Annotated in this window: 17 protein-coding genes; 4 read left to right on the top strand and 13 right to left on the bottom strand. The window is 48.2% G+C overall.

Annotated elements, in window-relative coordinates; all coding sequences use genetic code 11:
• Entirely contained in the window at positions 1-444 is a 444-nt protein-coding gene (locus DFR62_RS13435) for a MarR family winged helix-turn-helix transcriptional regulator (RefSeq protein WP_121300856.1), read from the bottom strand.
• A gap of 103 nt (positions 445-547) precedes the next feature.
• On the bottom strand, positions 548-1,627 hold the full coding sequence (locus tag DFR62_RS13430) for an AI-2E family transporter (protein WP_121300855.1): 1,080 nt from the start codon (positions 1,625-1,627) through the stop codon (positions 548-550).
• Between the two features lie 148 nt (positions 1,628-1,775).
• On the opposite strand from DFR62_RS13430, the gene DFR62_RS13425 reads away from it, so the two are divergent.
• Positions 1,776-2,606: an undecaprenyl-diphosphate phosphatase gene (locus tag DFR62_RS13425; protein WP_121300854.1), complete on the top strand. Its 831-nt coding sequence runs from the start codon at positions 1,776-1,778 to the stop codon at positions 2,604-2,606.
• Between the two features lie 46 nt (positions 2,607-2,652).
• On the opposite strand, the gene DFR62_RS13420 is transcribed toward DFR62_RS13425, so the two are convergent.
• The 3 genes from DFR62_RS13420 to DFR62_RS13410 all read right to left on the bottom strand — a co-directional run bounded on the left by DFR62_RS13420 (position 2,653) and on the right by DFR62_RS13410 (position 5,916).
• Positions 2,653-3,786, bottom strand: a complete 1,134-nt coding sequence (locus DFR62_RS13420; protein WP_241663112.1) for a CAP domain-containing protein — start codon at positions 3,784-3,786, stop codon at positions 2,653-2,655.
• A 143-nt stretch (positions 3,787-3,929) separates the two neighbouring features.
• The gene (locus tag DFR62_RS13415) at positions 3,930-4,775 is read right to left on the bottom strand and encodes a DUF368 domain-containing protein (RefSeq protein WP_121300853.1); all 846 of its coding nucleotides are present in this window, start codon (positions 4,773-4,775) and stop codon (positions 3,930-3,932) included.
• A gap of 70 nt (positions 4,776-4,845) precedes the next feature.
• Positions 4,846-5,916, bottom strand: a complete 1,071-nt coding sequence (locus DFR62_RS13410; RefSeq protein ID WP_121300852.1) for an NAD(P)H-dependent flavin oxidoreductase — start codon at positions 5,914-5,916, stop codon at positions 4,846-4,848.
• A 126-nt stretch (positions 5,917-6,042) separates the two neighbouring features.
• Here DFR62_RS13410 and DFR62_RS13405 point away from each other — a divergent pair, with 126 nt between their 5' ends.
• Entirely contained in the window at positions 6,043-6,288 is a 246-nt protein-coding gene (locus DFR62_RS13405) for a hypothetical protein (protein WP_112232941.1), read from the top strand.
• A 40-nt stretch (positions 6,289-6,328) separates the two neighbouring features.
• On the opposite strand, the gene DFR62_RS13400 is transcribed toward DFR62_RS13405, so the two are convergent.
• On the bottom strand, positions 6,329-7,177 hold the full coding sequence (locus DFR62_RS13400) for a VOC family protein (protein WP_121300851.1): 849 nt from the start codon (positions 7,175-7,177) through the stop codon (positions 6,329-6,331).
• A gap of 123 nt (positions 7,178-7,300) precedes the next feature.
• Between DFR62_RS13400 and DFR62_RS13395 the strand changes: the two genes are divergently transcribed.
• Together DFR62_RS13395 and DFR62_RS13390 are read left to right on the top strand one after the other, a co-directional pair.
• Positions 7,301-7,636, top strand: coding sequence for a winged helix-turn-helix transcriptional regulator (locus DFR62_RS13395; RefSeq protein WP_121300850.1), 336 nt, complete (start codon positions 7,301-7,303; stop codon positions 7,634-7,636).
• Between the two features lie 98 nt (positions 7,637-7,734).
• Positions 7,735-8,046, top strand: coding sequence for a hypothetical protein (locus DFR62_RS13390; RefSeq protein WP_058381919.1), 312 nt, complete (start codon positions 7,735-7,737; stop codon positions 8,044-8,046).
• 17 nt (positions 8,047-8,063) lie between these two features.
• On the opposite strand, the gene DFR62_RS13385 is transcribed toward DFR62_RS13390, so the two are convergent.
• The 7 genes from DFR62_RS13385 to tatA all read right to left on the bottom strand — a co-directional run bounded on the left by DFR62_RS13385 (position 8,064) and on the right by tatA (position 12,114).
• Entirely contained in the window at positions 8,064-9,014 is a 951-nt protein-coding gene (locus tag DFR62_RS13385; protein ID WP_121300849.1) for a magnesium transporter CorA family protein, read from the bottom strand.
• A gap of 95 nt (positions 9,015-9,109) precedes the next feature.
• Positions 9,110-9,286 carry a hypothetical protein gene (locus DFR62_RS17425; protein ID WP_167456535.1) on the bottom strand — a complete coding sequence of 59 codons (177 nt, stop codon included), beginning with the start codon at positions 9,284-9,286 and terminating at the stop codon, positions 9,110-9,112.
• Between the two features lie 69 nt (positions 9,287-9,355).
• Positions 9,356-9,769 (bottom strand): NUDIX hydrolase, encoded by a 414-nt coding sequence (locus DFR62_RS13380; RefSeq protein ID WP_241663111.1) that lies wholly within the window; start codon positions 9,767-9,769, stop codon positions 9,356-9,358.
• Entirely contained in the window at positions 9,769-10,275 is a 507-nt protein-coding gene (locus tag DFR62_RS13375; protein ID WP_121300848.1) for a GrpB family protein, read from the bottom strand. The genes DFR62_RS13380 and DFR62_RS13375 overlap by 1 nt, the downstream gene beginning before the upstream one ends.
• 157 nt (positions 10,276-10,432) lie before the next feature.
• Positions 10,433-10,900 carry a GNAT family N-acetyltransferase gene (locus DFR62_RS13370; RefSeq protein ID WP_121300847.1) on the bottom strand — a complete coding sequence of 156 codons (468 nt, stop codon included), beginning with the start codon at positions 10,898-10,900 and terminating at the stop codon, positions 10,433-10,435.
• 88 nt (positions 10,901-10,988) lie between these two features.
• Positions 10,989-11,876, bottom strand: coding sequence for a twin-arginine translocase subunit TatC (gene tatC / locus DFR62_RS13365; protein ID WP_121300846.1), 888 nt, complete (start codon positions 11,874-11,876; stop codon positions 10,989-10,991).
• A gap of 10 nt (positions 11,877-11,886) precedes the next feature.
• Positions 11,887-12,114, bottom strand: a complete 228-nt coding sequence (gene tatA, locus DFR62_RS13360) for a twin-arginine translocase TatA/TatE family subunit (protein WP_112232934.1) — start codon at positions 12,112-12,114, stop codon at positions 11,887-11,889.
• Between the last annotated feature and the right edge of the window lie 10 nt (positions 12,115-12,124).

Raw genomic sequence — 12,124 nt, 5'->3', positions numbered from 1 at the left:
TTACACTCCATCCGTTTTCATGATTGCGCTGAGCTTTCTGAAAATCACCAAGAATTGATCGATTTCCTGGTCGTCCACTTGTTCCGACATCAGTTTTTCCAAGTACTCCGCCAGAACTTTATCTGACTCCTCGAGGACCGAGTTTCCGGCATCGGTCAATTCAAGCAGCTTTTCCCGCCGGTCTGCGGTCTGGACGACTTGAATCAATTCTTTTTGCAACAGTTTTTTCGTCCGATTCGAGACGGCGCTTTTATGTACACCCTGCAGCACCGCAAGTCTTGCCGATGTGATTTGGCCTTCTTTGCCAATCAATTTCAGCGACTGCATCTGCTCAGGGGAAAACTCTTCCCATAACGGATTGTCCACCGAACGGATGACCCGCTCCGTTCCGTAAAATAATACTTCCTGAAACAATTCGACTGCTTCTTTAATGCGCATATCCATAAATAGTTTACCCCCTCAACTAATAGTAGTTTAGGGGGTAAACCATTTGCCGTCAAGCAATTCGCCATAAGAAAAACCCGCAGCCTGGGCTGCGGGTTTTCCCTTACACTTCTCTTGTTGCGGTCGAGCGGATTTCCTGGCGCCTTGCGTAAATGTTTTTGATGATCGTTTTCACGACCGCATAGAACGGGATCGCCAAGATAATGCCCCAAATGCCCGCGATGTTCCCAGCTGCAAGAATCAATGTGATGACTGTCAGCGGATGGACATCGAGCGCATTGCCCATGACGTTCGGGGTGATGAAATTGCTTTCGATCTGCTGGGCGACCAACATGATGATGGCGACATAAACCGCCATAATCGGCTCTTGTACGAGCGCGATAATGATGGCCGGCACAACGGCGATATACGGCCCAAGAAACGGGATGACGTTCGTTGCCATGCCGATGATTGCCAATAACAGTGCATAGTCTAGGTCGATAATAAAATAGCCGATCAGTAGCATGATGCCGACCAAAAAGCTGACGAACAGCTGGCCTTGGATATAGGACTGCAATGTGTGATCGATGTCCTTGAGTGTCTTGATGACCCATAGCTTGCGCTGCCCGCTGAAGAATCCAGAAATGAACGGGATGAACTTCCGGTGGTCAATCAATAGATAAATCAGGAAGAACGGCACAAGAATCAGTGTAAACAGCCCCGAAATAAAGCTCGTGAGGAACGACACAATCCAACTTCCGATATCACCGATGCGGTCGCCGATTTGGCCGCTCAGATCATTAATCTGCTCTTCTAGTGAATCCGGCAAGCGGTCGCGCTGGGCCAGCAGATACTGCGTATAATCTTCAACGTCATTGATAATGCCCGGCGCGTTGTCAACAAGCGAGTTGACTTGCTTGGTTACCATCGGCCCAACCATTGCAAATAATAGATAAAAGACCAAAACAATCAAGAGAACGATAGTTAAGATGGCGGCCCATTTCGGGAATTTGCGGTTCTCCAAAAAGTACAGCAACGGACGCGTTAAATAAAACAAGACGCCCCCGAGAAGCAGCGGCACGAAAATCGTTCCCGCAATGATAAATAACGGGTCGAAAATCCCTTGGACTTCGATGAATAAACGAATGATGACCAGTGTCAGGATGATTCCGACGCCTGCTTGAAACCATAATTTATTTGTCACCTATTACACTTCCTTTCTTCCATGTGTATACCCAGTTTATCACGATTATATGGTATTATATGTTTTTGTGTAGTGTGAACTTTTTCAAGCACTGCGCGTCTTATGACTGTAGATATGACAATGAATAGAATTTGGAGGATACATACAGATGGAACAATTATGGCTTACCATTAAATTTTTGCTGCTCGGACTATTCCAAGGGCTTACGGAACCGATCCCGATTTCTTCTAGCGGCCACTTGCTGATTGCACAGTATTTTCTCGATGTGGAAATCGAGGGAAGCAATTCGACTTTTGCTTTGCTCGTCAATAGCGCATCCCTGATTGCCGTCTTGATCATTTACCGCGAAGACATTAAACGGCTGGTCATTAACGGCTTGAAATTCTTCAAAGAAAAAACGCCGGAAACGCGGCGCGATTTCATGTTCATCGTTTATTTGGTCGTTGCGACCATCCCGGCAGGCATCATCGGCGTCTTATTCCAGGATACGATTGACTCCTACCTCTCGACGATCGTCACGGTCGGCGTCACCTTGGTCATCACCGGTCTTGCCCTTTGGCTGATCCGCAATATGCGCGGCCAGCGCAAAGACGGCAATATGACGATGAAAGATGCTGTCATCATCGGCGGCGCACAGGCTGTCGCATTGATCCCGGGCATCAGCCGCAGCGGTGCAACGATTGTTGCCGCTATGGCACGGGGCATTAACCAAGAGACAGCATTGCGCTTCTCCTTCCTGCTGTTCATCCCAGTCAGCTTGGGCGGGGCTGTGCTTAGCATCACCGACATCATTAATGATGATAATTTGTCGACGATGGCGGTGCCGTATATCATGGCATTTATCGGTTCTCTCGTCGCTTCGTACTTCTCGCTGAAATGGTTCATGAACATCATGGCAAAAGGCCAGCTGAAGTATTTTGCGATCTACTGCTTTATCGTCGGGCCGCTCGTCGTGCTCGCTTGGTTCTTGTTGAACTAATTAAAAAAATCCCTCTATTGCGCAAATGCAATAGAGGGATTTTTGCTTAGCGATTAAAGAAGTTTGCCGTGAAATACGGCTGCTTGTCTGAGTTGAAGGCGACGCCGACACCAAGATAGCCGAAGTCGGGCTTGACGATGTTTTCCCGGTGGCCCATCGAGTTCATAAGCCCTTCGTGGGCGAAGACGGCGCTATACTGCCCATATGCCAAGTTTTCGCCGGCGATAAAGAAAGTGATGCCATCTTCTTTCATGCGGTCAAAAGGTGATTGGCCATCTGGGTTGGTATGGCTGAAATAACGCTCTTCAGCCATTTCCTGGCTATGGTCACGCGCCGTTTCCATCGTTTCACCATCCCATTTCAAGAGCGGCAACTCACGCTGGATTCTCGCTGAATTGGTTAGCTCGAACAATAAAAATTCATAGCCTTCCTTCACTTCCGCTGACGGCTCCGCATAAATCTCGCCACGCTGCTCTTCCAAATCCTTGTCGATGACTTGGACCGCCGTGACCGTATCCCCTTCGTGAACGTCATAAAAAACCGTTGTATAGGAATCCGCTGTTTCAAACAAATCGTACTCATCGCGCGAATCCAGAATATATTGCACACGCCCTTTTTGCAGGCTCGTCAGCGGTGTCCCGAACAACTCACGTACTTGTGCTTTGGTCGAATCCATCGAGAAGCCTTCTGTCGAAGAGATGAGATCCTGGTTGGTAAACATGCCGTTGACCTCTCCGTTCTCATCGTAGGACAACAACACATAATTCTGGTAATCCTGATGGTAGCTATGCCAATCGGTTCCGTATTCATTTTCCATTAGACGCAACGGCAAGCCGAGCTTTTGCTGGGCTTGCTCCTTGTTCATGCCAAGCGTGACATTATGGACCGCCACCATGGAATCCGTATCGGATAGCTCTGGTTTTGCGACCGCTTCAGGCAAGGCGGCTGAGCTTTCTGTCACCATTGCCTGCAGTTGATGGCTGATGCGCGTCGTGAAATATTTGGCTTCATCGAGCGCCTTGGAAACATCCGTGTCAGCTGTTACATTTCCGATCACTTCATCCACCGAGTCCAAAAAGCCCAGGTCGACATATTCTTCGACAGACGCCTCCCATACCGGGCGGGTGAAAAACAACAAGACTATGAGCAACAGGATGCCAAACAATTTCCGCACACGCATCACCTCTTTCTCTTCATTTCAGTGTAATCGCAAAAGCGTAATCCGGAAAGCAAAAAGCCTTTTTTACTTTTTCCCTTAAATAAATACCAAAAGCGGACAGGAAAAGGAGTGCTTTTCACTGTCCGCTTTGCCATTTTCATTTGTTAAGCTTCCACATTGTGTTCGCTCGTAATATCGGTTTTCTTCGGTGAACTGAACCAAAGTGTAAACAATAAGCCAATCGTAAATGTGATCAGGCTAGTCACTAAAGTCATCGGATCGGCCGCAAAGCCAGGGAATACGACGAATAGCGAGCCAAGGATCAAGCCGATGATGGCCGCATACGTCACATACGTAAAATGCTCCAGCAAATAGCTGATCGCTTTACTTGAGACGACAAACCCGACCATGACGCCGGCACCGATTGCCAAGACGATCGGCAAATTCAATGTCGACAAAGCGTTGATGGCCGTCGAATAAACACCGATCAACAACAAGATGAACGAGCCACTGATGCCAGGCAATAGCATCGCCATGCTCGCGATCCAACCAGAGAAAAATAGCAGGAAGAACGTTGGCAGGCTCAGTTCCGTAATCGGCGCTACATTATCATCGGTCTGGATAAATGCCATGGAAGCAAGCGCTGCACCGATGACCAGCAAGATGACCAAATGGCGCGCCGTAAAATTCTTTTTCACTTCCGCTTGCTTCATGATATAAGGCAAGACCCCGAGGATTAGCCCCATGAAGAAAAATTGCGTCGCTTCGTAATGGTTTTCCAGCAAAAATTCGATAAATCGGCTGAACAATAATAAGGTGATGACAATCCCTATGCCAAGAGGCACAAGAAAGCCTAGCTGTTTTTTCCATTCGCGGCTAAAAAAGCCGCTGATTGATTCAAGCAGGCGATCATAAATCCCAAGAACAAAGGCAATCGTTCCGCCGCTGACTCCCGGAATCAAATCGCTGATGCCCATCAAAATACCGCGGTATATATTTTTCCATTCCATTCGTTCAATCTCCTCGTTTCAAAATCACTTTTAACAGTATAGCACGCAGAAACAGGAAACTCGAGCCGAATTACCGCAAGAGCGCACGTGCCTGATCCATCATGGAAGAGACGATTTCCGCCGCGCCTTCTTCCTGCGTCATTGCCCCTGTTGCCTGGCCTGCCCATAACGACATAAATTCCGGATTGCCGGCTTTTGCCGCAGCCCCCCGAATTTCTTTCGTCACTGTATTATGGGACGGAAATGGCAGCGGCTGGGTTCCCGTGGATTCGAATTGTTCGATGAAACGATTTTTAATTCCGCGCGCTGGTCGCCCCGAGAAACTTTTGGTCACGACAGTGCTTTCCTCATCGCTGTCAAAGATCGCTTGTTTATATGCCTTATGCGCACCCGATTCCTTCGCTCCAACAAAGCGCGTTCCGACCTGAACGGCTTGTGCGCCGAGCGCAAGCGCCGCTACCAGCCCGCGCCCGTCTGCGATGCCGCCAGCCGCAATCACCGGCACGTCCACAGCATCTGCGACTTGTGGAAGCAATGCCATCAAGCCGACTTGTGCGCCCATCGGATGCTGGTCAAATGAAAAGCTGCCCCGATGCCCTCCTGCTTCACTGCCTTGTGCTACGATAGCGTCGGCTCCTTTGTCTTGCGCTTCCATCGCTTCGCCGACAGTCGTCGCCATGGTGATGACGGTAACGCCTTGTGCTTTGGCAGAAGCCATATGTTCAGGCGGCAGCGAACCGAACGCCGTGCTAATGATTGGTACGTTCATTTCCAGACAAATGCGAAACAATTCTTGCCCATGATCTGAAGAGCGGTATTCAGCGTTTTGCTCTTCAATCGCAAGTTCCTTGTAGATTGGCTGCAGCGCTTGTTTCACTTCATCGATGCGTGAGAAATCATCTTTTGGCACAGGTGCAAACAAATTGACGGCAAATGGCTTGTTAGTCCGTTTGCGTATTTCCGAAATATCCTCCCGCAGCTTTTCAGGTGTCAAATAGGCAGCACCGAGCGTTCCCAAGCCGCCTGCATCCGAAACTTCCGCCACTAGTTCGGCGGTGGTCGGCCCCCCTGCCATTCCTGCCTGAATGATCGGATACTCAATCCCGAGCAATCGGCAAATGTCTGTATTCAATGAAATCATGCTTACCCCTCCCTTTCACAGTCTTACCTATCAGTATCCCAGTCTTTGGGATTTCTTCAACCGGGAACCTTTTCCGAACGGTCTGCGTTCTAAATATCAGCATCTATGAGAAGGCGGGATTGAATCATGAAAGGCTTCCTTTCGTTACTTGGCATCACGTTGATTGCCGCATTTTGCGGATTGATCCTTTTGGGCTTTTACAATGAACCTTTTGAAGACTGGCAAAACCAGGAGCGGCTCCAGGCTTATACGGAAACAAGAGATCACGTAATGCCCGAACAAACGGGCAACGTCCAACAAGCCGTTGCGCCTGGGCGTTCTACACAAACCTTATTATACGCGGATGCATCCGCTTCGTGCCCTGCACCTTAATGCAAAAAAATCCCCGAGACACCAAGTCCCAGGGATTTTCTTATGCGGTTAAAATGCGGATTCGGTTGCCGGATGGGTCAGCGGTTTCGAGCGTCGCCCCTTCCATGCGAACCTCAGCGCCGTATGCCTGCAAGCGGTCACGCATGGCCTGTTGTGCTTGTTCATCTGCGATACGGATGACATAATGCCCAAGACCTGCCGTCTGATCCGGCAGGGCCGGAATGCCTGTGCCATTCCAGATATTCAATCCGATATGATGGTGATAGTTTCCATCCGAGACAAATAGCGCTTGATTGCCGAGGTTTGCGACCAAGCCGAAGCCGATCGCACCGGTATAGAAGTCGTGCGCTGCCTGGAGATCCGACACGTGGAGATGGATGTGCCCGAGCACCGTGCCCGCCGGCATGCCGCTCCATTTTTCGCCATTTGATGCTTGCGCAACTTCCTGAACATCGAGCGGATCGACCGTCATGTGAACCTGATCTCCGCGCCATTCCCATTCACCGGGTTCACGGTCGCGGTAAATTTCAATGCCATTGCCCTCTGGATCCGATAGGTACAACGCTTCGCTTACTTGATGATCGGAAGAACCGATCGGAATCCGTTGCTCATGAAGATGGAGCAATATTTTGCCGAGTTCTTTCCGGTCCGGCAATAGTACCGCGAAGTGATACAATCCGGCAAAGCGACCGGCTTTCGCCTTGAACTCGGGCGCGGATTGGAGCGTCAGGATCTCTTCCCCGCCTACCCCGAGAACCGTCTCGTTTTCCTTTTCTTCGATGGTTTCAAACCCCAACACTTCCGTATAGAAACGGCTCATTTCCGGCAAATCCAATACTTTCAAGGTCAAACTTTCTACATAGCTTACAGGCTTTTGATGAAAATTCATTATAACTCCTCCATCTACTTACTATTTGTAACTGATTATATTTTAATAACCTAGTTACGTCAAGTCATCTGTTTTTTCATTCCTATACAGATATGCTATTATGAAGAAAAAGGAGCGGTGAACATGAAAAGCCAGGAAATTTGCCCACGGTTTGAAGCAGCTATCTCCTTATTGGGACAGCGCTGGACAGGCTTGATCATCCATCAATTGATGGACGAGCCCAAACGCTTCGGCCAATTAACGGAAGAAATCGGAATTAGCGGCCGCCTCCTGTCAGAACGGCTAAAAAACCTAGAAGGAGACGGCTTGGTCGAACGCACCGTCCACCCCGAGACCCCCGTTAGGATCGAATATTCGTTGACTGAAAAAGGCGCCTCGCTGCAGCCGGTCATGAAGGAAATCGAGCGCTGGTCACAAAATTGGATAGAGTCTGCAGAGACGGCGGAAAGTACTCCATGAGGAGGAGGATTTCCGCTATCTTTTTGCCCATTACCATAGACAGAATATTCTAATATCTGTTAATGTAAAAGTATAAATGGCGGAGGAGGCGTATGCGTATGTCGATGTATTCCAATATGACCTATGAGAACGACACGCGGAAAATTGACAAGGCATTAAAGAAGTACGAAGAGAAAAAGAACGCCGCATTGGTACTGCTCGCAGAAATCGATATGCTCAACAAAATGGAAGATGTGGAAGATACGATTCTTTGGAAGCAGAAGTCGATGAAAGAAAAACTCATCGCAGCCGAACGTCAACGGCGGGATGTCGAGGAAATGCTGATCAATTATATTGGCAAATACGACGACCGTGATTTGCATCGCTACACCGAACTGCTCGAGGAACTGAAAAAAGACAAACCGAAATGACAAAGGCAGGACTGAAATCAGTCCTGCCTTTGTTTCGGTTTGCCTTTGTTGTCAATCGAACGGAGAATATCGCCCGTCCAGCCTTTTTGCTTGAAGTACAAATAAAGCATAAATGTAGAAATCAAGATGACAGCAATCGACATTACATAGCCGTATCTTAAATCAAGCTCCGGCATTATCCGGAAATTCATGCCCCATAAAGCGCCCCACGCCATAACTGGAGTAAACAAAGTCGTCAGGACAGTCAAGGTTTTAACGATTTCATTGCCTCGGTAATTGGCGACGACATTTTCCATATCGACCATGTTCCTGATTTCATCTTCATAAGATTCAACGAGCATGACACAGCGATCAATCCGCTTAGCGGTCCGCTTATACTCTCTACCTTCATGGATATCGCCACCGAAGGTCTCTTCAATCGCCATGCTAATTTCCCGGAAGCCCATGATCAAATGCTTCCATAACAAGATTTCGTGCCGCACTTCTTCGATACTTTCCAGCGTTTTGCGGTTATTATGTTCTTTGATATTCCATAGCAAGTGATGAAGACGCTCTTCAAACCCGTCGATTTTATGCAACACCGAACCGACCATGCCCCAGAGCAGGATCATCATCACTTCGATCGGCGATTCTGCAACTTCCATCTGCTGGATCATCAAATGCCTTGGCATGTCCAAGTCTTCCTCGAAGTCGAGCGTACTGGTCACCAATAGTTCTGGTGACACATAAAAGTGAAAGACATCCTGCGCATCTCGCGCATGGCGGCTTTGTTTATAAATCAATGAACCCCATAAGACCTCCTCGCCGTTTTGGGAAGTGTCGGCATGAAGAATATTGACGGTTAAGCTTTTCGATTGATCGATCCATTGCTGCAATTTCGGATTATCTGTCAGCAATTGGCGAAAGTCCGCTGCTTCCATCGCATTCTCTTCTTGCCACACTGCATTCGCAAATTGATGCCGCGGCATAGGCCTCCCCCTTTCTTCCTGATGAACAGGTTTCGAAACCTACCTTATTTAAATCACATGAAAAAATGCCACTCTATTGTAAGCGGCCGGTCGATCTAGTCATTCTGCTTGTCATCCGGCGTCTGGTCCCGGTATTTTTCGTTGGAGTTTTCTTCGTATTCCAACTCCCTGTCCGGCATGGGATTCAATTCTTTATCCGGCGGCTGATGTCGGCCCGGTTCCACATCCGGCAGCAGTTTCTCGCCCTCTTTGTATTTCCGTTCCTTATCCATGCGATCGCCCTCCCGATAACTTTGTTTGTTGTTCTTTACCCCAGCCTCATCTTTTAAATCCTGCTGAACTCAAGCTGTAACAAGCGATTTGAAAAGCTCCAAATCATCCGGGTAGGCAAGATCGATCTTTTCAATTTCATCGATAGATTTCCAAGCGATATCTTCAATCAAAAAATCATCTTTCGGGATGGTTAATTCGCCGCCTGTCACTTCAACACGAAAATACTGCAAATCAAATGACACGGCAGCATTTTCATAATTGCCGTCCCGCGTTTTTAAGATTTCTCCTGCTTTGACCGTCAATCCCGTCACTTCCTCGAATTCACGCTCACAGCATTGCTCAAGTGTTTCGCCCGCTTCCATGCCGCTTGCAGGAACCGACCATTTGCTGTCTTCTTCGGGTGCTTTCATGAGCACCAATAAAATTTCGTCACGTTCATTTACACAGACACCAGCAGCGCCTTTCCAGTTTGCCATTTCCATCAAATCTCTCCAATCGCCTTTTTCTCAATTTCCTGGACCATCGCCTGTTTTCCATTTATGTATTGTTCGATGTCCAAAGGATATTGTTGCGCTAACTTTATCTTTAATTCACCATACGCTGCTGCCACTTGCGGATTCGCTTTCAAAAAATCACGGAATGCCAGATGGCGAAAAACTTCAGGATTCCCCTGTCCATAACAATGGACGTGGTGCGTACGTTCATTGCCGCCACGTTCATAATAACGCCTCCCCGGCAGCCCGTTTTCACCTTTTGACTGATAACCAAGGTGTCGGAAATCCTCTTCAAAGCGGTCTAAGGCTTCTATATCGGAAACGATCACGAGCAAATCAATCACCGGCTTGGCAGCAAGGCCTGGTACCGCGGTACTGCCAATGTGCTGCACATCCAGGCAGTCGGATTCAAGCATTCCATGGAGTTCTGCTGCGGCATTTTCAAACTCAGCCGGCCACCCCTCGTCATATGCAATTACGGTCACTTTGCGCATTCTCTTTCACCTCCGATGCAACTCAAAAAATCACCTTTCCCCAAATGGCAGCCCTTCGACTCCCATTGTACAAGAAAAGGTGATACAGCAAACGGGAATTTACCCATTCGTTAAATTTAAAGAATGATTTCAAAAACAGGTAATGAGGAAATTCACCCTATTTTTTTGCGGCGTGCTGTTCCAAAACGAGCCGATGCGTAACGTCCGGCAAACCGACGTCGCCCGAGAATCCGTTAGCACGGTAAAAGGCATCTGCTGAAGCGGAATCCGTCCGCACCACGAGTTCACTGAACTGCCCCTTGGCAAAATCGATGATCGCTTGCAGCAATTTCGTCCCGATCCCTTCTCTTCTCACAGCTTCCGCAATGTAAAGGCGCCGCAGCCTGCCTATGCCTTCTTTAGTGGAATAAGGATCCCTATTCAGCCCGCCGATTGCCACCAATTTACCATGCGGATCGAACACGCCATACAACACTTCGCCTTGTTGGTCGAAGCGATTGCTTCCGTCCTCGTACTGATCGACAAGCCTCCTCAGGAAACGGTATCCTTCAGATTCACTTTCCTCCACAAGATCCATAGCATCCACTTCGCGCAAGTCTTCGATTTCTTTGATTTCCATCGGCATTTTCATGTCCTCCTTTTTAGTAAGCAATACAGGAAAAGGGCTGGCCCAAATCATATCATGATGTTTTGGGCAGCCCTTTTTTCTTCCATTATACAGTCGTATCTTCCATGCGTTCGTTCCGTGCTTCCATTTTCTTCACCACATAAATACTGGCTTCATAAAGCCCTGCCATCGGAACCAAAACCAGCAGCTGGCTAAGAAAGTCCGGAGGCGTGATCAGGGCGGAAACAATCGCTAAGCCAAGATACGACCATTTCCGGACTTTCTTCATCGATCCAGACGTCAAGACACCGATCGATGACAAGAACAATGCCAAGATAGGCATTTCGAATAGTAAGCCAAGTGGAATCGTGGTCATGATCAAGAAATGAACATACTCGTTTGCCGAAATCATTACATCAAAATTCGCTGCCCCTAGGCCGATCAGGAATTGATAGCTCAACGGGTTGACAATAAAATAGCCGAAAGCGACACCGAATACAAACAATAACAGCATAACCGGTGAATACAAGCCGAGAAATCTCGCTTCGGTTTCTTCAAGTCCCGGTTTGACGAACTGCCAGATGAAATGGATCAAAAACGGCAGCGACAAGCCGAGCGCCATCGTGGCGGAAATCGACGTATAGAATTTTACGACTTCGAGCGGGCCGAGAATCACCAGCTCATTGCCTTTCACCACATAAGGAAACCAGAAATTCAGCGTGGAAAAGACGAGCAATAGGAAGAATAGGAAGACTATGGCACTTTTAATTAATTGCTTCCGCAAGTCCCCCAGATGGTCGACTAAGGTCTCCACTCTGTCTTCCGGCTCTTCAGGGGGTTTTTGGCCCCCTCCCGGATTCGGCTCTTTCGGCGCGCCTCCGGTCTCATGTTCCGTTCCGGAGTCAGCTTTCTGCTTTGCCTGTCCCGCCGGATCTTCGCTCGCCTTTTTCTTATGCAAGGGACTGATCAGATTGTTTTCTCCGTACGGATCCATTTAACCACCTTCATAAACTTTCGGTTTTATTCGTTTCTGCTGTTTCTTTTTTGTCTTTTTTATCTTTATCGTCTTCATCATCATCGTCCATTAGCCCTTTCGTCGAACGTTTAAATTCTGCGAAAGTCTTGCCGACAGCCCCACCGATTTCCGGCAGTTTCTTCGGACCGAAAATAATCAACACGATGACCAAAATGATGATCAAGCCTGGTACACCGATTGAAGCTATTCCACCCATATCTTTTCCT

The sequence above is a fragment of the Planococcus citreus genome (genome assembly GCF_003664125.1).
GTDB lineage: Bacteria > Bacillota > Bacilli > Bacillales_A > Planococcaceae > Planococcus > Planococcus citreus.
Note: the sequence above shows the minus strand (reverse complement) of the source record. Positions and strands in the feature narration are given on the sequence as shown.